26 protein-coding genes are annotated in these 24431 nt (G+C 68.6%); 9 read left to right on the forward strand and 17 right to left on the reverse strand.

The annotated features are described in order from the left end of the window. Window positions 1-228 precede the first annotated feature (228 nt). On the forward strand, window positions 229-1353 hold the full coding sequence (locus RN51_RS03190) for an FUSC family protein (protein ID WP_052674560.1): 1125 nt from the start codon (window positions 229-231) through the stop codon (window positions 1351-1353). A gap of 5 nt (window positions 1354-1358) precedes the next feature. Here RN51_RS03190 and RN51_RS03195 read toward each other — a convergent pair whose 3' ends face one another. After that, window positions 1359-1949, reverse strand: coding sequence for an ArsR/SmtB family transcription factor (locus tag RN51_RS03195; RefSeq protein ID WP_045262606.1), 591 nt, complete (start codon window positions 1947-1949; stop codon window positions 1359-1361). 74 nt (window positions 1950-2023) lie between these two features. On the opposite strand from RN51_RS03195, the gene RN51_RS03200 reads away from it, so the two are divergent. Continuing rightward, window positions 2024-3409 carry an MFS transporter gene (locus RN51_RS03200; RefSeq protein WP_045262607.1) on the forward strand — a complete coding sequence of 462 codons (1386 nt, stop codon included), beginning with the start codon at window positions 2024-2026 and terminating at the stop codon, window positions 3407-3409. A 24-nt stretch (window positions 3410-3433) separates the two neighbouring features. On the opposite strand, the gene RN51_RS03205 is transcribed toward RN51_RS03200, so the two are convergent. Further along, on the reverse strand, window positions 3434-3652 hold the full coding sequence (locus RN51_RS03205; protein ID WP_045262608.1) for an SCO4848 family membrane protein: 219 nt from the start codon (window positions 3650-3652) through the stop codon (window positions 3434-3436). Between the two features lie 188 nt (window positions 3653-3840). On the opposite strand from RN51_RS03205, the gene RN51_RS18145 reads away from it, so the two are divergent. From RN51_RS18145 to RN51_RS03230, 6 genes are all read left to right on the forward strand, one after another. Beyond that, window positions 3841-4398 (forward strand): MauE/DoxX family redox-associated membrane protein, encoded by a 558-nt coding sequence (locus RN51_RS18145; protein WP_197073171.1) that lies wholly within the window; start codon window positions 3841-3843, stop codon window positions 4396-4398. 702 nt (window positions 4399-5100) lie between these two features. Next, window positions 5101-5382: a hypothetical protein gene (locus RN51_RS03210; RefSeq protein ID WP_197073172.1), complete on the forward strand. Its 282-nt coding sequence runs from the start codon at window positions 5101-5103 to the stop codon at window positions 5380-5382. An 86-nt stretch (window positions 5383-5468) separates the two neighbouring features. Continuing rightward, window positions 5469-6149 (forward strand): RNA polymerase sigma factor, encoded by a 681-nt coding sequence (locus RN51_RS03215; RefSeq protein WP_231579198.1) that lies wholly within the window; start codon window positions 5469-5471, stop codon window positions 6147-6149. Further along, window positions 6146-6601, forward strand: a complete 456-nt coding sequence (locus RN51_RS03220; protein WP_045262610.1) for a hypothetical protein — start codon at window positions 6146-6148, stop codon at window positions 6599-6601. Before RN51_RS03215 ends, RN51_RS03220 begins: the two co-directional genes overlap by 4 nt. 57 nt (window positions 6602-6658) lie before the next feature. Continuing rightward, window positions 6659-8227: a S8 family peptidase gene (locus RN51_RS03225; RefSeq protein WP_045262611.1), complete on the forward strand. Its 1569-nt coding sequence runs from the start codon at window positions 6659-6661 to the stop codon at window positions 8225-8227. 213 nt (window positions 8228-8440) lie between these two features. Next, complete coding sequence (locus tag RN51_RS03230) at window positions 8441-10891, forward strand: CHAT domain-containing protein (protein ID WP_045262612.1); 2451 nt, start codon at window positions 8441-8443, stop codon at window positions 10889-10891. A 246-nt stretch (window positions 10892-11137) separates the two neighbouring features. Here RN51_RS03230 and RN51_RS03235 read toward each other — a convergent pair whose 3' ends face one another. The 7 genes from RN51_RS03235 to RN51_RS03265 form a co-directional block, all read right to left on the reverse strand. After that, window positions 11138-11485: a type II toxin-antitoxin system PemK/MazF family toxin gene (locus RN51_RS03235; RefSeq protein WP_045262613.1), complete on the reverse strand. Its 348-nt coding sequence runs from the start codon at window positions 11483-11485 to the stop codon at window positions 11138-11140. After that, a complete protein-coding gene (locus RN51_RS03240) occupies window positions 11482-11718 on the reverse strand; it encodes a hypothetical protein (protein WP_045262614.1) in 237 nt (78 codons plus the stop codon). Before RN51_RS03240 ends, RN51_RS03235 begins: the two co-directional genes overlap by 4 nt. Before the next feature lie 33 nt (window positions 11719-11751). After that, the gene (locus RN51_RS03245; protein ID WP_045262615.1) at window positions 11752-12528 is read right to left on the reverse strand and encodes a DeoR/GlpR family DNA-binding transcription regulator; all 777 of its coding nucleotides are present in this window, start codon (window positions 12526-12528) and stop codon (window positions 11752-11754) included. Beyond that, window positions 12525-13382: a class II fructose-bisphosphate aldolase gene (locus RN51_RS03250; protein WP_045262616.1), complete on the reverse strand. Its 858-nt coding sequence runs from the start codon at window positions 13380-13382 to the stop codon at window positions 12525-12527. Before RN51_RS03250 ends, RN51_RS03245 begins: the two co-directional genes overlap by 4 nt. Beyond that, window positions 13379-14323, reverse strand: coding sequence for a 1-phosphofructokinase family hexose kinase (locus tag RN51_RS03255; protein ID WP_045262617.1), 945 nt, complete (start codon window positions 14321-14323; stop codon window positions 13379-13381). Before RN51_RS03255 ends, RN51_RS03250 begins: the two co-directional genes overlap by 4 nt. Then, window positions 14320-15126, reverse strand: a complete 807-nt coding sequence (locus RN51_RS03260) for an ROK family protein (RefSeq protein WP_082066323.1) — start codon at window positions 15124-15126, stop codon at window positions 14320-14322. Before RN51_RS03260 ends, RN51_RS03255 begins: the two co-directional genes overlap by 4 nt. Before the next feature lie 161 nt (window positions 15127-15287). Further along, complete coding sequence (locus RN51_RS03265) at window positions 15288-15587, reverse strand: chorismate mutase (RefSeq protein WP_021200128.1); 300 nt, start codon at window positions 15585-15587, stop codon at window positions 15288-15290. Between the two features lie 63 nt (window positions 15588-15650). On the opposite strand from RN51_RS03265, the gene RN51_RS03270 reads away from it, so the two are divergent. Beyond that, a complete protein-coding gene (locus tag RN51_RS03270; protein WP_045262618.1) occupies window positions 15651-16883 on the forward strand; it encodes an AI-2E family transporter in 1233 nt (410 codons plus the stop codon). 25 nt (window positions 16884-16908) lie between these two features. On the opposite strand, the gene RN51_RS03275 is transcribed toward RN51_RS03270, so the two are convergent. The 8 genes from RN51_RS03275 to RN51_RS03310 form a co-directional block, all read right to left on the reverse strand. Continuing rightward, window positions 16909-18312, reverse strand: coding sequence for an ABC transporter permease (locus RN51_RS03275; RefSeq protein ID WP_045262619.1), 1404 nt, complete (start codon window positions 18310-18312; stop codon window positions 16909-16911). Between the two features lie 137 nt (window positions 18313-18449). Then, window positions 18450-19364 carry an ABC transporter substrate-binding protein gene (locus tag RN51_RS03280; RefSeq protein ID WP_045262620.1) on the reverse strand — a complete coding sequence of 305 codons (915 nt, stop codon included), beginning with the start codon at window positions 19362-19364 and terminating at the stop codon, window positions 18450-18452. 83 nt (window positions 19365-19447) lie between these two features. Then, the gene (locus RN51_RS03285) at window positions 19448-20173 is read right to left on the reverse strand and encodes an ABC transporter permease (protein WP_045262621.1); all 726 of its coding nucleotides are present in this window, start codon (window positions 20171-20173) and stop codon (window positions 19448-19450) included. Continuing rightward, window positions 20170-20853, reverse strand: coding sequence for an ABC transporter permease (locus RN51_RS03290; RefSeq protein ID WP_045262622.1), 684 nt, complete (start codon window positions 20851-20853; stop codon window positions 20170-20172). The genes RN51_RS03285 and RN51_RS03290 overlap by 4 nt, the downstream gene beginning before the upstream one ends. Beyond that, window positions 20850-21722, reverse strand: coding sequence for an ABC transporter ATP-binding protein (locus tag RN51_RS03295; RefSeq protein WP_045262623.1), 873 nt, complete (start codon window positions 21720-21722; stop codon window positions 20850-20852). The genes RN51_RS03290 and RN51_RS03295 overlap by 4 nt, the downstream gene beginning before the upstream one ends. A 100-nt stretch (window positions 21723-21822) precedes the next feature. Next, complete coding sequence (locus RN51_RS03300; protein ID WP_045262624.1) at window positions 21823-22125, reverse strand: DUF427 domain-containing protein; 303 nt, start codon at window positions 22123-22125, stop codon at window positions 21823-21825. Between the two features lie 160 nt (window positions 22126-22285). Next, entirely contained in the window at window positions 22286-23722 is a 1437-nt protein-coding gene (locus RN51_RS03305; RefSeq protein ID WP_045262625.1) for a dihydrolipoyl dehydrogenase family protein, read from the reverse strand. 113 nt (window positions 23723-23835) lie between these two features. Then, window positions 23836-24423: a biotin transporter BioY gene (locus RN51_RS03310; protein WP_045262626.1), complete on the reverse strand. Its 588-nt coding sequence runs from the start codon at window positions 24421-24423 to the stop codon at window positions 23836-23838. Window positions 24424-24431: the final 8 nt, after the last annotated feature.

Raw genomic sequence — 24431 nt, forward strand, 5'->3', positions numbered from 1 at the left:
CTCCACACTCCCTCCCACCCTCCACACTCCCTCCGCACTCCTGACACTCCACCCGCCAAAACGGAGACCATCCGCCCGCACCCCGCGTGTCGCCCCCGAGACTGAGGCCGACGCGCCGAGCCAGCTCCGGACGGTCTGGGTTTTCGCCTGGGCACGCCTCCTAGCTGCGGAGCGCGGCAGAAGCAACCGGGTGCACAGGGCGGTCGACGGTCGCTACGCTCGGTGCGCGTGAAGGTCCCTCCCCGTCTGCGTGCCCGCCGTTCGGGTATCGCCCGCTCGCTGCATGAGGCCGTGCTCCCCGCGCGCCTCCTGCTCGTCGCGAAGACGATGCTCGCGGTCGGGCTGGCCTGGGCGATCGCACCGCACATGCCCGGTGTCACCGACGAGTACCCGTATTACGCCCCGCTGGGTGCGCTGGTGAGCATGTATCCGACCCTGATGGGCTCGGCGCGATCGAGCCTGCAGACCTTGCTCGGGCTGGCCACCGGAATCGGCCTCGCGACACTCATCGTGATCACCGTGGGCCCGACGTGGTGGTCGATCCCTCTCGTCGTCGGCCTCGGCGTGCTCGTGTCGGGGACAGGGTGGTTCGGCGTCGGTCGCGAGTACGTGCCGATGGCCGCCCTCTTCGTGCTGATCATCGGCGGACAGAACGCCGACGACTATTCGCTCGGGTATCTCACGCAGATGGCGGTCGGGGTGGTCATCGGCCTGGTGGTGAACCTGATGATCGCACCGGCACCACTCACCATGGCCGCAGCCGGACGGGTGGCCGACTTCCGCGAGCAGCTGGCCGCGCATCTGCACGACATCGGCTCGGCGGTCGCGGAGTCGTGGCCTCCCGAGCACGAGCAGTGGGCCGACGATGCGGCCTCGCTGGCTGACACCTCCTCGGAGCTGAGGACGGCTCTGACGGAGGCGGAGGAGAGTCGGCGCGGCAATCCTCGCGCGAAGGGACACCGCTCCCGGATTCAGCAGAGCGACGATGAACTCGCGGCCCTCGATCGCATCGGCCACCTCATCCGCGACATCGCCGACGAGATCGCCGACACCATCTGGGAGAGGCCGGCAGGCTTGGCTCTCGACCCCGCTCTCCCGGAGCCGCTGTCGGCCGCGTGCCATGCGGTGGCCGAGGTGATCGCGCGCGGCGATGCCTCCTCCAGTGAGGATCACCGTGTCCGCGCCGAGGCGGCGCGCGCGATCCGACTGCTTCTGGAGGCAGTCGACGATCGCACCATCGACGTCCGACGATCGATGGGACCGGGAGTGCTCACCGCGATGCACCTGCGCCGCATCCTGATCCTGAGCGGCACGGGCTCACCCTCCGGCGCGAGCGAAGAGGAAGCTGAGTAGTCGCGTCAGATGGTGTCGTCGGCGGCGATCACGTCCACCTGCCAATAGCGCCCGTCGGGGTCGGCGTCGTCGTGCGCGTCGTCGGCAGCACTCATCAGTTCGTTCACCTTGACCATCAGGTCGTCGAACTCAGCCTCGGTCAATCTGATCGTGCGCTGCGTGAAGGCGGCGTGCACCTCAGCCGTGCGCCCGGCGACGTACTCGGGGGTCCAGGCGGTCACGCGGCGCATCAGATCCTGGTGATCCTCGACCAGCGCGGCGATCACGGCGTTGCCGAGTTCCTCGTCGACGACCGGACTCTCCGGGCCACCCACATTGAGCGGTCCTTTGTGTCCCGTCCAGACACGGTCGCGCCGGTCGCGGGCCTTATCCGGCGCCTCTTCGATGAGCCCGGCATCGGCGAGCGCACGCAGGTGGAAGCTGGCACTGTTCGCCGGCACACCCAGCTCGGCGGCGATGTCGGCGGCCCGCAGGAACTCCCGCCGGGCGAACAGCCGGATCATCTGGCGCCGAAGCGGATGCGAGTAGGCCTTGAGCATGGCCGACGTCATCCAGGCGGGATCCTCGCGCGTGCTCTTCGTGCGATCCTCCGTCATCCCCCGATCCTATCCGCACTCACAATTGCGCAATAAGACTTGCGCAATATTTCTTGCGCATCTAGTCTCGACGCATGACGACCCTGACCGAGCCTCATCGCCTGTGGCGGAACACGCGCTATCTGACCTGGCTGGCGAGCGATACGAGCAAGGGACTCGCGGCCGCGCTGTTCGGCTTCGCGATCCCCCTGCTCGCTCTGATCGTGACGAACGACCCCGCTCAGGCGGGCATCATCGGCGGCGTCGGGATGGCGGCCCGGCTCCTCGCGACCCTTGCAGGCGGCGTACTGGCCGATCGCCATCGCCGTATCGCGCTGATGCTCCTCGGCTCGCTCATCGGCATCGTGCTCGCCGGGGGCTTCACACTTCTCGCGCTGGGAGACGCTCTGACCTTCACCTCGCTGCTCGTGATCGATGTGCTGCTCGCCGTGCGCAGCGGCCTCTTCGACGTGGCGGGCGAGAGCGCCATCAAGGAGATCGTCCCCGACGACGCGATGGGGCGCGCCCAGGCCGCGAACCAGGGGCGCGATGCCGCACTTCAACTCGCCGGGGGCCCGCTCGGAGGACTGTTGCTGGGCGTCGGCGGCTGGCTCGTCGGCGTGGTCATGACCCTGTGTCACGTGATCGCGGCTGTGACTGCATGGATGCTGGGGCGTCAGGCGCGACGTGCCGGAGTGGTCGATGCGGGCGAAAACCCAGACGACGTGCCCGCACCTCGGCGAGTCGAGCCCGAACACGCCGCGAGTGCGGCGGATGGTCTGGGTTTTGGCACAGCACCCACCTCGACCTCGGCACCGACCCCGCCCGCGGCGAAGCCCGACGCGTGGAAGGAGCTCCGCGAGGGGTTCGGGTGGCTGCTCTCCCGGCCCGACCTGGGCGGGGTGCTGCTCATCACGACGGTCATCAACCTCGGCTTCAACGCCACGATCACCACCATCATCTACGCCCTCCAGCAGGACGGGCACTCCGAGCTGCTGATCGGCGCCCTGAGCGCGTCGATCGGCGCCATGATGCTTGCGGGAGCCGTGGTGGCCCCTCTGCTCATCCCGCGCATCAAAGCCGGAATCCTGACGATCGCGGGGCTCTGCGTGATCTCGGCAGGCGCCGTCGTGCTGTCGCTGGTCACCGACCCGCTGATCATCGCCGTGGTGCTCGGCGTCTCAGTGCTGCTGGTCCCGGCGCTCAACGCCGCCATGATGGGCTACTTCATGGTCGCGACCCCGAGCCACCTGCTGGGACGCGCGAACAGTGCCGCCGGCGTGCTCGGCATGGGCGCGATGCCACTCGCACCGCTCATCGCCGGCTTCGGCCTCGCCTGGATCGGCCGGGAGTGGACCATCCTGGTGTGCGCAGCGCTCTGCCTCGTCGCCGTGGTGATGGCTGTCAGCAATCGGGCGCTACGCGCTCTGCCCGTCGAGTCCCGCTGGGCCGACCACGCGAAGCAATACGAGAGGGCCTGAGCTCCCGGGAGAACGCGGTCGGCGCTAGAGCACCCCGGTCAGCGCGGCGATCCCCGCCAGCAGTGACACGAGAGCGAGCACGAGCGCAACCGCGATGAGGACGGCATGCACCTTGAGGAACGGAGTGGCCTTTCCGTTCTGGTCCCGCGCCCGCGGGTCCTTGGACACGCGCTTGTAGAACTGCGGCCAGACCAGGGCGTTGAAGGCGGCGTTGAGGAACAGCAGGACGGCGAGGGTGATCACCCCTCCACGCTATCGACTTCATCTATGGGCCGATCGTCTGAGCCTTGCCGCCACGGACGCTTCGGACTTTCGCTCACCAGCGGCGCGAGATCTACATGTCCCCCAAAGAGGGGACAGAACGATGGGAAGAGAAGAGGTAGCTTGGAGAAGTAACACGTTAGATGTTAAATGCTCACAAGGGAGTGGCCGTGTCAACATTGGGTTACGCACTGTCGGCGCTGGTCGGGCTCATTCTCGTCTTTACTGGCGTCCTCAAGCTTCGAGAAGGACGCAAGCTCGGCGAGACGATCGCGAGGTACCGTGTCCTTCCTCCGCCGATGGTGCGCCTGACGGCTTCCTTCCTCCCGCCGATCGAACTGGCGGTTGGGCTTTGCCTGGTCCTTGGAATCACAGGACCCTGGCCATTCGCGGCCGCTGGGCTCATCGTGATCTACACCTCGGCGGTGGTCTCGGTGATAACCCGAAGGATCTCGACGGACTGCGGGTGCTTCGGCTCAGTTCTCAGATCACAGGCCAACTGGGTCGTGGTCGGGCGCAACGCTGTCATGATGCTCGCCCTGCTGCCTTCAATTCTTCTGCCCCCAGCGGCGTTGATCGAAGGGTGGGTCGGATGGTGTCTCGTCGGCGTGGCAACCCTCGCTGGTCTAACTCGGGCGCTCTCACCGGACCAGCACACGGCAAAGGAAGACGAGAGCGCCGCGCCTCGAACTCAAACAGTGGCGCAACGGATTGGAGATCCATCGTGAGCATGAAACGCAGATCGTTCATCGGAATCGGGCTCAGCGGTCTCGCTGCAGTGGTATTCCCCGAGTTCGCGAGTGCCGGGATGCGTCCACCCGCGGCAGAAAGCTCCGACGGAGAAGCGCCCTGGCAGTGGCAGCCGAGAGAGGCAAGAGCAGCGACTGAAGAAGAACGTGCGAGGTATCTTCGCTTCTTCGAAGACGACCTCGAGAGGATGGAACGCAGTTACGGGGCGCGCGCAGAAGGCGCTCCATTGCCCATGTCTGTTGCCGCGGGCATGTCCGGCACGGTTGTCGCCCTCAGCGCCTCCTTGGCCACGTCGCGCATCTATGCCCGACACGTGCAGTTGGCATCTGACGACACCGTCCTGCGTACTGCGACGACGACCTTCACGGTCTCGGAGGATGGCAGAAACATGAACTTGGATTCCATGGGAGTGGACGCGCGGTCAGCGATGACGAGTCGAGCGAAGTTCGACGCGAGGGTTGCCGCATCCGCAAAGGCTTGCCCTCCAGGAAAACACTCGTGCCGCACGTGTTCTGATCTGAACACAGCGGCGGTTCTCACCTGCTGCGGTGGCTGCGCATGGGCGGGAGGAAATCCGATCGCGCTCCTGTCTTGCGCAATCATCATGTGTTCTCTGTGCGCTTCTCAGAATTGTCGGAGGTGGACCTATGCGTGCTGCGGTGTCTGACCTGGAGAACACTGTGTTGGACGATGACGACGGCCAGACTCAGCGCGCGAAACGGTGGGCACTTCTGTCGTTGACTTTCGCGTTCAACGCTTTCGCGACGTACTACTACCTCGCCAAGGCAGAGATAACGCACCCCGCCGTGCTGACCACAGGCCTCGTGGTTCTTTGGGCCGTTTGGGTGGCCCTTCTGGTCGTCGCTCTGACCGCACGTCGAGCGAAGCGGATACACCGCGCCGTGGCCAACGTTGCCCCGGTGTGCGTCGTCATCGGTGTGGCTCTGTACTTCCTGGTCTAGCGGGACGCTGCACGACGCTCGGCCCCCGCCTCAGCATTGACATACCGATCGCGCACGATCATCCGCGCGGATTCTTGGATGCGGACATGTATCAGAAAGCCCTTGCCGCGCTCCTGGTAGGTGTGATCACAATGGGCTTCATGATCGACGGTGCACCCGGCACCGCTCACGATCCTGCCTCGGACGACGGGCGCGCACGCTGGGAGCGCGCCGCCGATCTGTTCGATGCATGGCGCGAGAGCGACAGCCGCGCGATGGACGAGCTCGTACGGCTGATGACGCCCGTGCTCTGGCACGTCGTGCGCGCCTATGGGCTGGAGCGCACCCTCGCCGAAGACGTGGTGCAGACCACCTGGCTGCAACTCGTCCGCGGCCACGACTCGATCAGCGACTCACGGGCCGTATCGGCTTGGCTCACGACCACCGCCCGCCGGGAGGCCTGGAAAGTCGCGAAAGCGCACGGCAAGGTCGACACGACCGACACGGACGACCTCGATACGCTGCTGCCTGAACAGGCGTCGGCCGAAGAGCACGCCACCCTCGGCGACGAGAACCGCCGACTGTGGGCGGCTGTGCGGCGTCTGAACGAGCGCTGCCAGAAGCTGCTGCGTGTGATCGCGTTCGAGGATCGTCCGGACTACGCCCGCATCGCCACCGACCTCGCCATGCCCATCGGCAGCATCGGCCCCACGCGGAACCGATGCCTCGCCAAACTGCGTGCCCTGCTGGACGCGCCACCGACAGCGCAGGCAGGGGGATTCGCATGACCGAACACGAGGACGCCCAGATGTTCGCCCGGCTCCGCTCCCTGTGGAGCGACGTGGATCCGGTGCCCGCCGGCCTCATCGACCGCATGGTCGCCGCGGTCGCCGCCGACGGCTTGAACCGTGAGTACGCGCTGCTCACCCTGGTCGAAGGGCAACTCGGCGCGGTGCGGGGCGAGGCCGACGCGCTCACCCTGCAGTTCAGCGACGGATCGACGAGCATCCTGCTGCACGTGACGACGACGGCTTCCGGGCGCCGCCGCGTCGACGGCTGGGTCGACACCGCAGCCGCCGAGATCGTCCTGACTCAGGGCGAGAAGACCAGGTCGACCACGCCGGAGGAGACCGGACGCTTCGTGTTCGACGACGTCCCGCCGGGCCTCACGCGCGTTCAGCTGACCACCGTGATCGGGGACGAGACGCGCACGCTGGCGACCCCGCAGTTCGAGCTGTGACCACGGGCGCCGCCCGTCGATGAAGACGCGGGTCCACCCGCAGGAAGAGGATGACGCATGGATCAGCCCAAGGGATGGACCTGGCAGGACCGCGCGGAGGGATCGATCCGACGGGGTACGGCGCTCGACCCGAGCACGGAGCCGGTGGACGGAATCCGCGCGTTCCCGACGGCGTACCTGCCGGAACGCCTGCTGATCACCCGCGCTCTCGGCGATGAGGAGGCCTACGACCGGGAGGTGCGCACGCTCCGCGACGCGGCGGACACGTTCGGCTGGCAGCTCGAGATCGAGGACGACACCCGCTCAGCGGTCGACGGCGAACTCGTGCCGGGCGTCCCCGGTTTCCTGCGCGCACGACTGCGCACGCCGGACGAGCCGGTGCGCGGTGAATCCCCCGTCGCACCGGATGCCTGGCGGGTGCTGCAACGTGCACGTCGCATGTCCCGCTCCACGATGCCGCGCACGAGCCTCGACCACGTGCTCTCCATCGACCCGGTCGGGCTCAATCCCTTCACCAGGACGAACCCCTTCACCCGCACCAACCCGTTCACCCGCACCAACCCGGTGCGCGGGGCGGGCGGCGCCGGCGGCAGCGACGACTACCTGGAGCCCGGACGCGGAGCACGACAGCCGGTCACCTGGTTGGGGCCCGCACCCCTGCGCGGCCCCAACCCGAAGCGTGGCCGGCGCCCGGTGGTCGCCGTGCTCGACACCGGCTGCGGGGAGCACGCCTGGCTTCCCGCCGACATCGTCACCCGCACCGTCGAGCTCGACGGAGTGCCGGTCGGGCTGACCGATGACGCCGATCCGGAGCGTTACCCCGACCTCTACGGGCAGCTCGACGGGGAGATCGACGCGGTCGCGGGACACGGCACCTTCATCGCGGGACTCGTCCGACAGGCTGCTCCGGATGCGGACATCCTCTCGATCCGGGTGGCGGGGGCGCTCGGGGTCGTGGACGAGAGCACCCTCCTCGAGACGGTCGCCCAGGTCGTGACGCTGCTCGCCCGCCACCGCGAGAACCCGAAGACGGGCTTCCCGATCGACGTGCTGAACCTGTCGCTCAGCTACTACCACGAGACGCCGACCGACGGGCTGTTCAGTCTCACGCTCTATCAGCTGCTCGCCAAGGCCCGCGAACTCGGCTGCGTCGTGGTGTGCTCCGCAGGGAACGACGCGATCGATCGCCCCTCGTTCCCCGCGTCTCTGTGGCCATGGCCGGGCGCGGACAACGGCATTCACCGCGATAAGGGCGCACCGCTCGTGTCCGTCGGCGCACTGAATCCGTCCGGTGATTCGGTCGCGCTGTTCTCCAACATCGGCCCCTGGGTGCAGGCCTATGCGCCCGGGGCCGCGGTGGTGAGCACCTCTCCCGCGTTCGTGGGGGGCGCTCAAGCGGCGACGAGGGCCGACGTGGATGGTCTCCGCCGCGAGACGATCGACCCCGACGATTACCGCGGCGGCTTCGCGGTGTGGAGCGGCACCTCGTTCTCGGCACCGTATGTCGCGGCTCGCGTCGCCGCTCAGCTCGGCACGGTGCCGGTCGGCGGCGCAAGCCCCGGCGCAGCGGCGAAGGCGGTCGCCGCCGTCCTGAAGTCGCTGCCGAGCCCGGTCGATCCCGTCTGACGCACCCCCGGGACGAGCCGTCCGTACCGATGCGGGCGGCTCGTCCTGGTGCCGGGCGGCTGCCCGGGGCGCCCGGCGGTGCACCTGCAGGACGAATGCACGGATGCCGGATCAGGACGCGGCGCGTCGTCCGACGAATGAACTTTCTCCCGACGGGTGTCACGCTCGACCCGCACTCTTCCGCGGAGCCCGGGAGCACGGCATCCTGGAGGGATGCCCCTGTCCGCGATCGAGCTGCACCGGCGCGGCGTCGAGGCGGCGAATGCCCGGCGGTTCGCGCAGGCTCGGCGAGCCCTCGACGCCGCATCCGTCCGCGCTGACGATCCCGATCTCCGCGCACGCATCGATGGCACCGTCGCCTACGTCCTCGCTCAGACGGGGAAGCCGACCGCCGCCGAGCAGCTGTGCCGCGAAGCGCTCGGCCGATCCGGCCTGCGGAACGAGACGATCGCGGTGCTCAGCGGGCAGCTCGGCACCCTGCTCATGCACGGTGGTCGACTGGCCGAGGCGGAGATCGAGCTCGGACGTGCGATCGACACGCTCACCGCGATCGGAGACGCCACCACCGAGCTCGCGAACTGTCTGATGAACCGCTCGGTGGTGAGGATGCAGCAGCGTGAGCTGGAGACCTGCGTCGAGGATCTGCGGCGCGCGGTGGCCGTGTACGAGGCGAATGACGACGAGGAGCCGCTCGCCGAGGCCAGGCACAACCTCGGGTACGCGGCCCTGCTCGGAGGCGATCTCGTCACCGCGCTCACCCTGATGACCCGTTCCCGTCCGAAGCTCGCCGCGATCAGCGACCTCGCTGCGGCCATCAGCGACCTCGACCGCGCGGAGGTGCTGCGAGATGCGGGGCTCACGACCGAGGCCGAAGCACTCCTCGAACAGGTCGCCGTGCAGTTCGGGGCCCAGCGGATGCGACAGGCCAGAGGCGAGTCGGAGTTCCACCTGGCTCGCTCTCTCCTGCGGCATGATCCCGCCGCCGCCGAGCGCGCAGCGCGCACGGCGGCGCGGCGCTTCACCGCGCTCGCGAACGACGGGTGGGCGGCCCGAGCGGACGCGGTGCGGCTGGAGGCGCAGCAGCGGGCGAAGCCGCATCGCCGCATCGACGACGCGGAATTCATCCGGACGGCGAAAGCCCTCGAACGCAGCGGCTTCCGCACCGAGGCGACAGGGCTGCGTCTGAGTGCGCGCCGTGACGGCTCCGGCCGCCTGCCGCGACTCGACGACACCGCGCCGACACCCCTGCGCCTGCGTGCCCAGGAAGTGCGTGCGGCGCGCGCCGCGGCTGCCGGCCGTGACCGCGATGCTCTGCGCGCCGCCGCCGATGGCCTCGATCTGCTCACTGCGTGGCAGCAGTCGTTCGGCGCCCTCGACCTGCAGGCCTCGGTCGCCATGCACGGCAGCGACCTGATGTACGCGGGGCTGTCCGCTGCGGCCCGGCTGCGTGATCCCGCCACACTGTTCGAGTGGTCCGAGCGTGCGCGCCATCTCAGCCAGCAGGTCGCTCCGGTGCGACCGCCCCACGACGAGTCCCTCGCGATGGACCTGGCCGAGCTGCGGATGCTGCGCGCCGAGCTGGCCGGGGGCGACTGGACGACGGATGCGAGGGTGCGGGCGCTCCGCGACAGGGTGCGCGAGCGGCAGTGGGCGGCCACCGGTTCCAGCGGCACCAGGGAGCGGCTGGGACTCGCGGAGGCGACGGCACTGCTCGACCCCGACTTGGCGATTCTCTCCTACGTCTTCACCGGACGCGACCTGCAGGCCGTGGTCACGACATCCGCCGGCGCGACCATCGTCGACCTGTCGTGGGGGCGGGTGCAGACGGCGCTCGACGGCCTCCGCGCCGATCTCGACATGGCCGCGCTCACGCGCGGGGGACTGATGGGGGCGGTCACCCAACGGGCGCTCATCTCACGGCTGGGGCTCCTCGACGCCGAGCTGCTCGACCCCGTGCGCCGTGCCGCGCCGTCCGCGTCGCGCGTGGCGATCACGGTTCCCGGCGCGCTCGGCGGAGTCCCCTGGGCGATGCTCCCCGGCATGTCCGGCATCCCGTTCACTCTTGCGACGTCGGCGTCCCGCCTGCTCGGGGGACCGTCACGCACGACCACCGCGCCGTCCATGATCGGCTTCGCCGCCGGTCCGCGAGTCGCCCGCGCCGACGACGAGATCGAGCGCGCGGCGGAGACCTGGCGAGCGACCGGCCGCGCACCGCGAGTGCTGGACCCTTCGGAGGCGACGGTCGCAGCTGTGGCCGAGCTCGCGGCGGCGTCGGATGTGCTCCACATCGCCGCGCACGGCAGGCATGCGGTGGACAACCCGTTGTTCTCCGGTTTCGAGCTCGCCGACGGCGTGCTGTTCGGCTACGACGTCGACCTGATCCCGGAGGTGCCGTCGACCGTGATCCTGTCGGCGTGCGAGCTCGGGCGCTCGTCCGTGCGATGGGGCGAGGAGGCCCTGGGCATGACGCGGGTGTGGCTGCACGCCGGGGCCGACTGTGTGATCGCCGCCCCCGTCGCCGTTCCGGATGACGTCGCAGCCGAGCTCCTCAGCGCCGTGCACACCGGCCTGTCCGAAGGTGCCGCACCGGCCGTCGCGCTCGCGCGGGCATCCACCGAGACCGGCCTGAGCGCGCCATTCCAGTGCCACGGCAACGGATTCTGAACTTTTCCTCCATTCGGTGTATCAGAAGGAGGACCGCTGACTCCTGTTCTTCGGAAGGTGCCATGCGAAGGGCCTCGAAGGGAGAGGCGCGAGGGAGGCGCAGTCGGATCTGGGGATCATGCGCACTGGGGAGCGCGAACACGACACGGACACCATCTGCTCGAGGATGATGCGGCAGGCCGCCGCGGCACCCTCAGAGGGCCTCGACGATCTGGGGACGTCGGGGCCCTTGGGGTGCGACGCTCCTCAGAGTTCGAGGAAGTCACCGAGCCAGGCACGTACCGAGGCCAGGCATTCCTCCGTGACCTCACCTGCCGTCCCCGTGAGGCGGTCGCGGGAAAGCGTGCGAGGTTGCTCGGTCATGATCCACGATGGCCGATCGAGTCCGCTCGGCCCGTCCACGACGACGTGATTCGGCCAGCCCCGGTCGGTCGTCGTGATCGGCAGCACGATGGCCAGCGTGGTCACGGCATCCACGTATCCAGCCGAGGCCACGACCAGAACGGGACGATGTCCCCCCTGTTCCCTGCCGCGCACCGGCTCGAGTGCGGCCCAGACGACTCGTCCTGGTGCGAGCTCCGAGGAGGAAGTCACGCGGTCGCGTCGGTCAGGTCAGTCCGCTCCCATTGGGCGGCTTCTGCAGCATGCGATTGCTTGTCGGCCGCAGCCGTCCGCTCGATCGCATGCTTCAGCGACTGCAGTCTCCGACGGCGGTCCTCCGCGTCGGCAAGGTGAGCGAGATGCGCGCCGAGAGTGAGACCGTCACGCGCGGCCTGCTCCTTCAGCCGGTCGCGCAGGTCATCGCTCACCTTGATCGTCGTAGTCATACTTTGAGTATACCGCGCTCGGTGCGTGACCCGTCAGGCCACAAGCACCGCGTAGCCCGCGGCACGGAGCGCTGCGAGCACCTCGGCGTCGGCTCCGGCGTCGGTGATGACGGTCGGGAAGAGGTCGACGCCACCCACGGTCGAGAACGCCTCGACGCCGAGCTTGCTGCCGTCGGTCACCACGACCGCTCGGCGTGCGCGTTCGGCCATCATGCGGTTCACCGCGGCCTCGCGCTCGTCCTGCGTGGTCGCACCGGCGACGGCGTCCATGCCGTTCACGCCGATGAAGGCGATGTCGAGCCGCACCCCGCGCAGCAGCTGCTCCACGAAAGGGCCGACCAGTTCGTAGCTGCGCGAGTGGATGACGCCACCGGTGACGACCACCTTGATGTCGGGCCGGGTGGCGAGCTGGGCGGCGATGTTCACGGCGTTGGTGACCACGGTGATGCCACCGCTCCCCGCGAGGTCGTCGCGCGCGGCGAGCGCTGCGGCGATCGCGGTCGTGGTCGTCCCTCCCGAGAGCCCGACCACCATCCCGGGTGCGACCAGGCCGGCGGCGGTCTGCGCGATGCTGGCCTTCTCGTGCGTGCGCAGGTGGCTCTTGTATCGGATGGGCAGTTCGTACGCGACGGTCTGCGCGACCGCTCCGCCGTGCGTCCGGGTGAGCAGACGCTGCTCGGCGAGCGTGTCGAGGTCTCGACGGGTGGTCGCGGCAGACGCCTCGAACTGCTCCACCAGCTCTTCGACCGTCACCTCGCCCTTCGCGGCCAGCAGGTCGAGGATCGCGTTCAGCCGGGCAGCGCGCTTCATCGGGTGACCGGTTCCGCAGGCTGCAGCGCGAACAGCCGGAGCATGCGCGCCGCCTCGTCCGCGAGGGCGTCGCGAGCCGGGGCGAGGTACTTGCGCGAGTCGACCAGGCGTTCGTCGGCGGCGAGCTTCTCGCGGACGGCACGCGTGAAGAACCCGTTCAGGTGCGTCGAGACGTTGATCTTGGTCATGCCGGCGCGCACGGCATCGGCGATCACGGCATCCGCGACACCCGATGATCCGTGCAGCACCAGCGGCACGGGGAGGGCCTCGTGAAGGCGCCCGATCAGGTCGAGATCGAGCGATGCGGTGCGGTCGGTCATCGCGTGCGACGAGCCCACCGCGACCGCGAGAGCATCCACACCGGTCGCCGCCACGAACGCACGCGCCTCGTCGGGATCGGTGCGCACGCCGGGTGCGTGGGCTCCGTCCTTGCCGCCCACTTCGCCGAGCTCGCCCTCGACGTAGACACCTGCCTCGTGCGCGCGCGCCGCGACCGCCGCGGTGAGCGCCACGTTGTCGTCGTAGGGCAGCGCGCCGCCGTCGAACATGACCGAGCCGAAGCCGAGCGCGATGGCCTCGTCGACGAGCTCCGGCCGCTCGGCGTGGTCGAGGTGCACCGCCACAGGCGTCTGCGCGCGCCGTGCCACCGCGAGAGTCGCCAGGGCGATGGGCTCGAGACCACCGTGATAGTCGGCGCAGTTCTGGGAGATCTGCAGGATGACGGGGAGCTGCGCGAGCGCGGCGGCCCGCACCAGGCCCTCCGCGGTCTCGAGGTGGATCACGTTGAACGCGCCGATGCCCGTGCCGGCAGCGGATGCGGCGGAGACGAGGTCGCGAGCGGAGACGAGGGTCACGAGGGGTCCTTCCGGAAGGATGTGGGGTCGGGGTGCGAGACGCGCAGCTGCTGTTCGAGCTCGGTCCAGCGCGGGGAGATGTCACCCGCGAGAGGCGAGAGCACCGCAGCAGCCGACCAGGCCGTGGCCCGGCGGAGGATCTGCTCGGGGTCGCGCACCCCGGCGGCGTAGAGCACGGCGCAGGCCGCGACACCGGCATCGCCCGCACCCGTCGGGTTGCCGGAGAGCGGTTCGTCCAGGCGCGCATGCACGAGCTCGGTCGCCGTGACAGCGAGCATGCCCTCGGCGCCGAGCGAGAGCAGCACGAGCTCCGCGCCCCTGGCGATGAGCGATCGGGCTCCGTCGACCGGGTCTGCGTTGCCGGTGGCTTCGACCAGCTCGGCCGCATTCGGCTTGAGCACGGTGGCTCCGGCGTCGGCGGCGAGCAGCAGCGCAGGGCCGGAGGTGTCGACGATGACCGGCACGCCGGCATCCCTTCCCACCGCGATGAGCATGGGGATCAACGACTCCGGCGCACCGGGTGGCACACTGCCGGACACGACGAGCACCCGGGCACCCGCGAGCCGTTCGACCACCTCGGCGAGCAGCGCGGCCCACTCGACGTCGGTCGGGTTCACGCCCCGTTCGTTGATGATCGTGGTGTCTCCGAGGGTCTCGTCGACCACCGCGATGCTGCGACGGGTCTGGGCGGAGACCGGCACCAGAGCGTGGGGCACTCCGCTCGCCCGCAGCTCCTCCGCGAACTCCTCGCCGACCCGACCGCCCACGGTGGTGACCGCGAGCACGGCCGCGCCTTCCGTGTGAGCCACGCGGGCGACATTGAGCCCCTTGCCACCCGCGCGTGCAGCTCCGGCCTCCGCGCGGTGCGTTCCGCCCTCGACGAGTCGGTCCACGCGCCACGTGAGATCGAGGGCGGGGTTGGCGGTCACGGTGAGGATCACGTGAGCTCCCGAGCTCGAAGCGCGGCGCCGAGCAGACCCGCATTGCCGGAGAGTTCGGCCGGGACCAGAGCGGGGATGCGGTGGAAACTCAGCCGCTCCGCCAAGCGCGTGCGCAGTTCGTCGAACAGTGCACCGCCGGCACGCGACAGCCCCCCTCCGACACCGCCGCCCAGGTGGATGAAGAGCCGGTAGCCGGACGGCGACTCCTCCATGCCGGCTTCGGCGATGGCCTCCGCGTCGACGTCGTTGATCAGCAGCACCGGCGCACCGAGCACACGCTCGAACCGTTCCGCGAGGGGGACGTTCTGCCACTTCAACTGCACGCTCTCGAGCACCACGCGCCCATCGGTGGTGCCCGGCAGCTGCACACCGGCGGCGAGCAGCCTCCCGCCGAACTCCTCTGCCACGGCGGAGACGGCGTCGTCGAGGGTGCGGTCGCGGTCCTCCACGGAGTAGCTCACGCGCCGGCCGTCCACCTCGGTGCCGTCGAGCGCGACGAGAGCGATGTCGGCGTGACGGGGTTGGATGACCAGCACCAGGATCACGTGGTGGCTCGCGTCGACGCTCAGGGTGGTCGCCCGCTTGCCCCCCGTGCTCGCCGCCTGCTCCCCCTCGACGATCAGCCGGTTCTCGATGAGCTCGGCCACGAGGGACGACGCGGTGGCGGCGGTCAGACCGGTCGAGCGTGCGATGCCCGCGCGCGTCTGCGTTCCCGGGTTCCGGAAGACCAGCTGCAGCGCCCGCCGCAGGTTCGCACGCCGGACGGACGCCTGGGTGTCGAGGCCGTCATCGGTGCTGAGCATGTGTTCCCGTTCCGAGGCTCGCTCCTTGCGAGCTGTTGACAGATCGTCGTGCGATCCGTAGTCTCTCCCTAAGTTTATTCATTGAACTTAGTTGGTCAATGAACCTCGAGCTCCGGACGGGCGAGTGCTGCACACACCGTCGCCCGTCCGGCACCTTCTTCTCAGCGACTCTCGGCCGCTTCGGTGTGGTGGCGGATGACCTCCGCCACCACGAAGTTGAACCACTTCTCCGCGAACTCCGGATCCAGGTGCGCCTCCTCGGCGAGCGCGCGCAGTCGGGCGACCTGCTGCTCCTCCCGATTCGGGTCCGACGCCGGCATCTCGTGCTCCGCTTTGAGATGCCCGACCTGCTGCGTGGCACGGAAGCGTTCCGCCAGCATGAAGATGAGTGCGGCGTCGATGTTGTCGATGGTGGCACGAAGTCGGAGCAGTTCGGCCTTCGGGTCTTCGGCGGCGGTCATGCCCCCTACTCTAGAGCCGCGTGACAACCTGGTTTCGATCCGGCCCACCGCTATCGTGAGCACATGAGCAACGAAGAGTCGCCGGAATCCGCGCCGCACGACGAAGACGCACCCGCCACCGCTCCCGCCACGCGGACTCCCGGCCGCCGTCGACACTCCACCCCCGACTCCGCCGCCGCGGTGATCGCCTCGGCGGCCGACTCGCCTCGTCCGGTCGTGATCGAGCCGACGACACCGAGCCGCTCGTTCTGGACGCGCATCGACCGTCCGTTCGTGTTCGGGTTCCTGGTGACTCTGGGTGGACTGGGCGCGATCGTGATCGGGCTCGCGCTGTCGAACCTGTCCACCGTGCTGATCTACATCGCACTCGCGCTGTTCGGTGCGCTCGGCCTCGATCCCGCCGTGCGGTTCCTGGAGCGCCGCGGTCTCTCTCGCGTCATCTCGGTGGTCATCACGATCCTCGCGCTCATCGTCGTGTTCGCCCTGGTGCTCTGGATGATCGTGCCGGTGGTGATCGATCAGATCGTGAGCTTCGTGGAGTCCGTCCCCGGCATGATCAAGGACTTCACGCACAGCGACATCTACGCGACTTTGGAAGCGCAGTTCGGCGATCAGTTCCAGGACCTCGTCGCCCAGGTGCAGTCGTTCCTGACCGACTTCGGCAACCTGGCCACGATCGGCGGCGGTGCCCTCGCGGTCGGAGCCTCGATCGCCACCAGCATCTCCGGCGCCATCGTGGTGCTCGTCCTCACGCTGTACTTCCTCGCATCGCTCCCTTCCATGAAGCAGGGGATGCTGCGTCTCGCTCCAGCGCGCGACCGGGCTCGCGCCGGAGACATCGCCGACCAGATCACCGATTCCGTGGGCGGTTACGTGATGGGCATGGTGATCCTCGCGTTCTGCAACGCGACACTGGCCTTCCTCCTCTACTTCTTCCTCGGTCTGCCTTTCCCACCGCTGATGGCGGCGATCGCCTTCTGCGTCACCCTGATCCCGCTGGTCGGTTCGGTGCTGTTCTGGATCCTCGGCACCTGCCTCGCGCTGTTCACCAACCCGATCGCCGCCCTGGTCTTCGCCGCGATCTACCTCGTCTACATGCAGATCGAGGCGTACGTGATCACCCCGCGCGTGATGAACCGGGCGGTTTCGGTCCCCGGATCCCTGGTCGTGATCGGAGCTCTGGCCGGCGGCACCTTGCTCGGCCTGCTCGGCGCTCTGGTGGCGGTGCCGGTGACCGCGTCGATCCTCATCATCATCAAGCAGGTCCTCGTGCCGAAGCAGGACGCCAGGATCTGACCCCCGCGCGAGTGCAGCACGACCTTCACACCGGCTGAAGCGCTTTGATCGGGCTGGAGCGGAGCGCCCGCCGCGAAGGTGCAGCGGTCGCGATCAGAGCCAACGCAGCGCTGGCGACGATCACGGCACCGATGAAGACCCACGGGATGCTCGGTGCCACGAAGCCGCCCACCAGCGACCCCAACAGGGATTGCGCGCCCGCCCACCCGAGGAAGACGCCGAGCAGCAGGCTGACCCCCACGCCGGCAGCAGTCGTCTGCGCTACCTCCCAGAAGATCAGACGCCGCACCTGAGCGGCCGTCAACCCCAGCGCGCGCAGAAGTCCGAGCTCGCGGCTTCGTTGCGAGATGCTCAGGCTCACATTGTTGACGAGTCCCACGCTCGAGATGATCGTCGAAAAACCGAGGATCGCACCGAGAATTGCCACCGTCGTTCCGATGACCCCGTCACCGCCGGACTCCGTGCCCGTATCGAAGCGCGCCAACGCATCAGCGAAGGTCGCGGATGCGACGGCCAGAGTCATCACGAGCGTCAACCCGATCACCAGACCGACCAGGGTGCGGATGCTTCGTTGCGGGTTCTGCCGCAGCGACGTGGCCGCCATCCGGCCGAGTGCGCCGCGCCGCAGCGGAAGGCCGACGAGCCAGAGAGACGAACGGGCGAGCAGGTGATCGCCGACGATCACACCGGAGAAGACGAGCACGCCTCCCACGAATGCGGGAGCGAGGGCGAACGGCGTGTGGATGCCGAGTGCGACGGAACCGCCCAGCGCTCCGAGACCCACCAACAGCAGGAGCACACTCGACACGGTGCGCACCGGGCGGCGGTGAGCGACCTCAGGCACCGGTTCCACATCACTGTTGAGGGCTGCGAGCGGCGAGACGGCGGTGACTCTGCGAGCGCCCGTCCACGCCGCTGCCCAGGTGACCGTCGTGACGACCACGATCGGGGCAAAAACGATCGGGGTGACGACCTGATACTCGAGGTCTGGTATCGCCTTCGTGAGCACGAGCAGCGGCACAGCCCCGGCGCACAACCCCAGGGCGATTCCGGTCCCGAGCGTGCTGCCCACGATACCGACGAGCAATCCGTCGCGAGCTGCCTGACGGCGAAGAGTGGTGGCCGACGTGCCCAGGAGGCGGAAGAGGGCGATCGTGCGGACGCGTCCGGCCAGTGCCGTGGCGAAGGTGTTCGCCGTCACCACTCCGGCGACGTAGAAGGCGATCGTCGAGAAGATCCCGGCGATGACGGTGAGGAGAACATTCACCGTGAACGATTCCCCGACGCTCGACCCCTGGACGACGACCGTCAGGAAAGCGGTGGCGACGAGGAGCGTGGTCCCGAACCAGGCGCTGAGACCTGACACCAGCACCGTGGCCCCTCGCCCGGCGGAGATGTGCGGTCGGATCGTGCGAGTAAAATTATACATTCTTCAATGTTGACAACTTCTGGCATGGGAAGCGTCATCCGCGAGCATTAACTCTGCCGTCGGCAGGATGACTCTGCCTTCCGGCAATGACGAAGCGCCCGAACCCTTGCGGGTCCGGGCGCTTCTGTCTGCCCGACTCAGCTGAGGTCGTTGTCGGCCAGCCACTTCTTGGCGATGTCCTCCGCCGACTTCTGGTCGACCGTGCTCTGCACGTTGAGAGCGACGAGCTGCTCGGCGGTGAGCTTCTTGCTGATCGCGTTGATGACGTCGGAGATCTCGTCGGCGACGTCGCTCGAGGCGATCGGCACGACGTTCGAGGCCAGGATGATGTTCTCCGGGTCCTTGAGCGCGACGATGTCCTCAGTCTGGAATGCGGGGTCGGCCGAGTAGATGTCCGCCACCTGGATCTCGCCGGCGAGCAGGGACTCCAGCGTGGTCGGGCCGGTCGCCGAGAAGCCGAGGTCGACGCCGTAGACCTCCTTGGCCTTGGCGGGGCCGTAGGGGCGCTGCTCGAACTCCGGCGCGGCGCCGATCGTGACCGGGGTGGTCACCTTGGAGAGGTCGCCGATCGAGGTGAGGCCGTTCTCCTCGGCGAAGCTCTTGAGCACGGTGTAGGTGTCCTGGTCGGAGGCCTCGGCGTAGTCGAGAGCCGTCAGCCCGTCGGGCAGCGCGTCCTTCAGAGCCGCATAGACGTCGTCCGGACTCGTGGCGGTCGCGTTCTTGTCGAGGTACTCGAGCAGGTTGCCCGTGTACTCGGGGAACAGGTCGATCGCGCCGGACTCGACGTCGGGCATGTAGGCGTCGCGCTGGCCGATGTTGAACTGCTTGTCGACCTTGAAGCCGGCGCCCTCCAGTGCCTGGGCGTAGATCTCGGCGATGATCTCGTTCGAGTAGTAGGCCTGCGAGCCGATGACGATGGTGTCGTCACCGGAGCTCGATCCTTCGGTCGGGGTATCGAGCGGGTTGCTGTTCGCGCAACCGCCGAGGACGAGCACCGCGGCGAGCGCGGCTCCACCGGCGAGGGCGAGACGTGACTTCCGTGCTGTGAACATGGGACTTCCTCTTCTCTGGGACAAACGGGGGTGAGGCTGTGGAACGGTATTGGGCTGTGGGATGTATAAGGCTGTGATGCGCGTCAGGCGGTGGCCGGCGTGGGCGAGGCCGCGGCCGCGCGGGAACGGCGCTTCGTGATCGGTGCGCGCACCCCTGCGGGAACGGCGGCGTGCTGGAGGAGAGCGAAGATCAGGTCGACGACCAGCGCGAGCACGGCCACGAGGATCGCACCGCCGAGCACCTGGTCGAACTTGCGCAGCGGGATGCCCTGGATGATCGGCCAGCCGAGACCCCCGAGGTTCACGTAGGCGGCGATGGTGACAGTGGCGATCACCTGCAGCAGGGCCGCGCGGATGCCACCGACGAGCAGCGGGAGCCCGAGGGGCACCTCGACCTTCCAGAACACCTGCCACTCGGTCATGCCCATCGAGCGCGCGGAGTCGAGCACGCGACGGTCGATGGCCTCGAGCCCGGTGTAGGCGCCGGCGAGGAGGGAGGGGATCGCGAGGAGCACGAACGTGATGATCGCGGCCTCGGGCACCCGCAGCACACCCAGGATCAGCACGAGCAGCACCATCAGGCCGAACGAGGGGATGGCGCGTGCCGCACCCGAGACGGCGACGGCGATCTCGCGGCCCTTGCCGGTGTGGCCGATGAGCCACCCGAGCGGTATCGCGATGACGCCGGCGATCAGCACCGAGATCAGCGTGTAGTACATGTGCTGGCCGAACAGGACCGGCAGCGAGTAGGTCCCCACCCACCGGTCGGGGGAGAACAGCCAGGCGAAGGCTTCCGTGAAGACGTTCATGCGGCGGCCCCCAGTGCGGCGGTCTGCTTCGCGGCAGACGGCGTCTTGGCGGCGCGCGTCCAGGGCATGAGTGCGCGACCAAGGAGCATGAGCAGCAGGTCGATGAGGAGAGCGATCACGACGACGGCGATCACTCCGGCGAAGACCTCGGCGAGGATGCGTCGCTGCAGGCCGTTGGTGAAGAGATAGCCCAGGTTGGTCACCCCGACGAGGATGCCGACCGTGGCGAGGGAGATGGTGCTGACGGCTGCCACGCGCAGGCCCGCGAGCACGACGGGACCGGCAAGGGGGAAGTCGACGGTCCAGAACCGGCGGAAGCCTCCGTAGCCCATGGCGGTGGCGGATTGCCGGATGGCGGGGTCGACCGAGTCGAGGCCGTCGGACACGGCCCGTACGAGGATCGCGACGGCGTAGATCGTGAGGCCGATGATGAGGTTCACAGGGCTGCGGGCGGGATAGCCGGCGACCGAGGGGAGCAGGATCAGCAGCGCGAGCGAGGGGATCGTGTAGAGCAGTCCGGTGAGGACGATGACCGGCCCCTTCACCAGCTGATATCGCCATGCGACCCATCCGAGGGGCAGCGACAGCACGAAGCCGAGCACGATCGCGATCGCACTCTGCTGCAGGTGGATGGCGGTCAGCTCGAGGATGAGGCCGATGTTGTCGACGATCCAGTTCACGGAGCGCCCTTCGTCACGCTCTCCTCGCTCAGGAGCGCGTCGGTCACGGCATCCGGCACATCGACGATCGAGCCCTGAGTGCGCCCTTCTGAGTCGACCACGACCGTGCCACGGGGAGTCTGCTTGAGGTGCAGGGCGCGGCGACCACGGTCGGCGCCGATGAACGCCGAGACGAAGTCGTCCGCAGGGTTCTCGATGATCTCGCTGGGGCTGCCGACCTGCACGATGCGCGCGCCCTTATCGAGGATGACGACCTGGTCGCCGAGCAGGAACGCCTCGTCGATGTCGTGCGTGACGAACACCACGGTCTTGTCGAGCTCGTGCTGCAGCCGCAGGGTCTCCTGCTGCAGGTCGGCCCGCACGATGGGGTCGACCGCGCCGAAGGGCTCGTCCATGAGCAGGATGTTCGGGTCGGCCGCGAGCCCGCGGGCCACGCCGACGCGCTGCTGCTGACCGCCCGACAACTGGCTCGGGTACCGCTCGGCGAGTGCCTGGTCGAGGCCGACCGTGTCGAGCAGCTCCCGTGCGCGCTTGTGGGCGGCAGTCTTCTTCACACCGGTCAGGCGCAGCACCGTGGCGACGTTGTCGATCACCGTGAAGTGCGGCATCAGGCCGGAGTTCTGCATGACATAGCCGATACGTCGGCGCAGAGCGACCGGGTCACCCTGGAGCACGCTCTCGCCGTCGATCTCGACCTCGCCGGAGGTCGGCTCGACCATGCGGTTGATCATGCGGAGCAGAGTGGTCTTGCCGCAGCCGGACGAGCCGACGAACACCGTGGTCTTGCGCGAGGGCAGCACGAGGCTGAAGTCGTCGACGGCGAGGGCGCCACCGGGGAATCGTTTGGTGACGTTGCGGAACTCGATCATGGGCTGGTCTCCAGTCGGTCGATCGATGTGAGAGCGGAGGAGTCTGTGCTCTTCAGATGCTTACGGGGGCTCTTCAGATGCGTACGGGCTCTTCAGATGGCTACGGGCCGACCTCGACACGGGGATCGAAGGCCACGAACCCGGAGAAGTCCTTGCCCACCCGATCGAAGGCGGAGGGGTAGGGGTTCGGATACGACCACGCGTAGTCGGTGTGGAGCTCGCCGTCGGTCTGCACCGAGTAGTACTGAGCCTCACCCTTCCACGGGCAGGTGTAGGGCGTGGGGCTCTCGACGAGAACTCCGGGCGTGATGGACGCCGGCGGGAAGTACCAGTTCCCCTCGATGCGGGCGAGATCGCTCTCGTCGGCTTCGGCGATGACGGTTCCTGCGAGTACAGCCTTCATGGTCCTGCCTCCTCGGATGTGGGTATGAGCGTATAAGACGGGTGCGACATCGTGGGTGAGGGTTGCATCGGGGTCGTCAATATGAGAAACAATCCGGATCCTGTTCGGCACGATCACACGAACGGATTGGGTCGGGATGCGCGCCAGACGCCGTCGTCGATCAGGCGGAGTCGCGGCCGTAGCCCTCCAGCAGCCGCAGCCAGATCTCGCTGATCGTGGGGTACGACGGCACCGCGTGCCAGAGGCGGGCGATCGGCACCTCTCCGACGATCGCCACGGTCGCCGCGTGCACCAGCTCGGCCACCTCGGGCCCGACGAACGTCGCACCGATCACGACGTCGCGATCGGTGTCGACCACGAGTCGCGCCTGGCCTTCGAAGCCGTCTTCGTAGAGGCTCGCGCCGGCGACCCAGCCCAGGTCGTAGTCGACGGCGTTGACCGCGATGCCGGCCTTCGTCGCCTGAGCCTCGGTGAGTCCCACCGATCCGACCTCGGGGATCGAGAACGTGACCTGCGGGACGGCGGCCTGGTCGGCGGTCGCGACGTGGCGACCCCACGGGGCATCGTCGACATCTTCGCCCTTGGCACGGGCGACGATCACGTCGCCGGCGGCGCGCGCCTGGTACTTGCCCTGGTGGGTGAGGAGCACGCGGCCGTTCACGTCGCCGACCGCGTAGAGCCAGTCGGATCCGGGGACGCGGAGCGTGTCGTCCGTCTCGATCCAGCGACCGGGTTCCAGGCCCACGACGTCGAGGCCGATGTCACCGCCGCGGGGCGAGCGCCCCGTCGCGACGAGCACCTCGGTGGCGGTGATCTCCTCGCCACCGTCGAGGGTGATGGTCACGCCGTCCGCGCCGCGGCGCACGGATGTGGTGCCCGTGCCGGTGCGCACGTCGACGCCGAGTTCCCTGAGGCCCGCGGCGACGCGTTCGCCCGCGAAGGGCTCCATCCCGCCGAGCAGACCGCTGCGGGCGATCACCGTGACCTTCGAGCCGAGTGCGGCATAGGCGGTTGCCATCTCGACGGCGACGACGCCTCCGCCGATGACAGCCAGGCTGTCAGGCAGCTCTTCGGCGCTGGTGGCCTCGCGGCTGGTCCATGGGGTGGCTTCGCGGAGTCCGTCGATGGGTGGGATGACGGCATCCGATCCTGTGCTGATGGCGACAGCGTGCCGGGCCGTGAGCACGCGCTCTGCGCCGTCGGCATCCGTCACCGTCACTTCGCGCTCCCCCGTGATGCGGCCGTGGCCACGAGCGAGGTCGATGCCGGCCGAGTCGAGCCACTTCACTTGGCCGTCGTCCGACCAGTTGCTGGTGAAGGAGTCGCGGCGGTCGAACACAGCCCGCACATCGAGCTTTCCGGTCACCGCCTGGGAGGACCCACCCACGTGCTGTGCGGCCCGGAGCGCCTGCGCCGCCCGCAGCAGCGCCTTCGACGGCATGCACGCCCAGTAGGAGCACTCACCTCCGACGAGCTCTCTCTCCACGATGATCGCGGTGAGTCCGCCCTGCACGGCTCGGTCGGCGACGTTCTCGCCCACCGGACCACCGCCCAACACGATCAGGTCGTACTCGTCGGTCTTCTCCGCAGCGTTCATGCGTCGCACCTCTCCGTGAGCCGATTACGTGGCCCAGTCTCGCTCATGACCAACGCCGAGTCACGGGTGAGTTGTTCCCTGCGGCGTGGTGTCAAGCCCGGCGGAGGTGGCCCTCACGCCCCCGCAGCCACCGCCCGGCCCCGCCCGCCATCAGCGAAAGCACGCGGGTAGGCACGACGGAGCGCGACGACGACCAGCGTCGCGGCCACCACCTTGATCAGGTCGCCCGGCAGGAAGACGAGGCTCGACAACGCCGTGGGCCCGAGGGGTACTCCGGTCACGAGCGCCTGCACCGGGATGCCGAATGCGTAGACGACAAACACTCCGCCGATGAGCGCCGCCCCCGCGGACCGCCACCACATGAAGCGGCCTGTGCGCATGAGGAGCCCGATCACCACGACGCCGGCGATCCACCCGAGGAGATACCCGGCACTCGGTCCGACGAAGACACCCAAACCCCCGCGACCTCCCGCCAGCACCGGCAGACCGACTGCGGCGAGCGCGAGCACGAGCACGACCGCGAGTGGTGCGAGGCGCGGACCCAGCACGAGTCCAGCCAGCATGACCCCGAGGGTCTGCGCAGTGATCGGCACTCCGCTCGGCAGGGGCACGATGACGGCGCCGAGCACGACGATCAGTGCGGCGAAGACGGCGATGCGTCCGAGCGAGGCGCTCGCGTCGGTGGCGCGGGACATGGACATGAATCCTC

The sequence above is a fragment of the Microbacterium oxydans genome, assembly GCF_000956405.1.
Lineage (GTDB): Bacteria > Actinomycetota > Actinomycetes > Actinomycetales > Microbacteriaceae > Microbacterium > Microbacterium oxydans_C.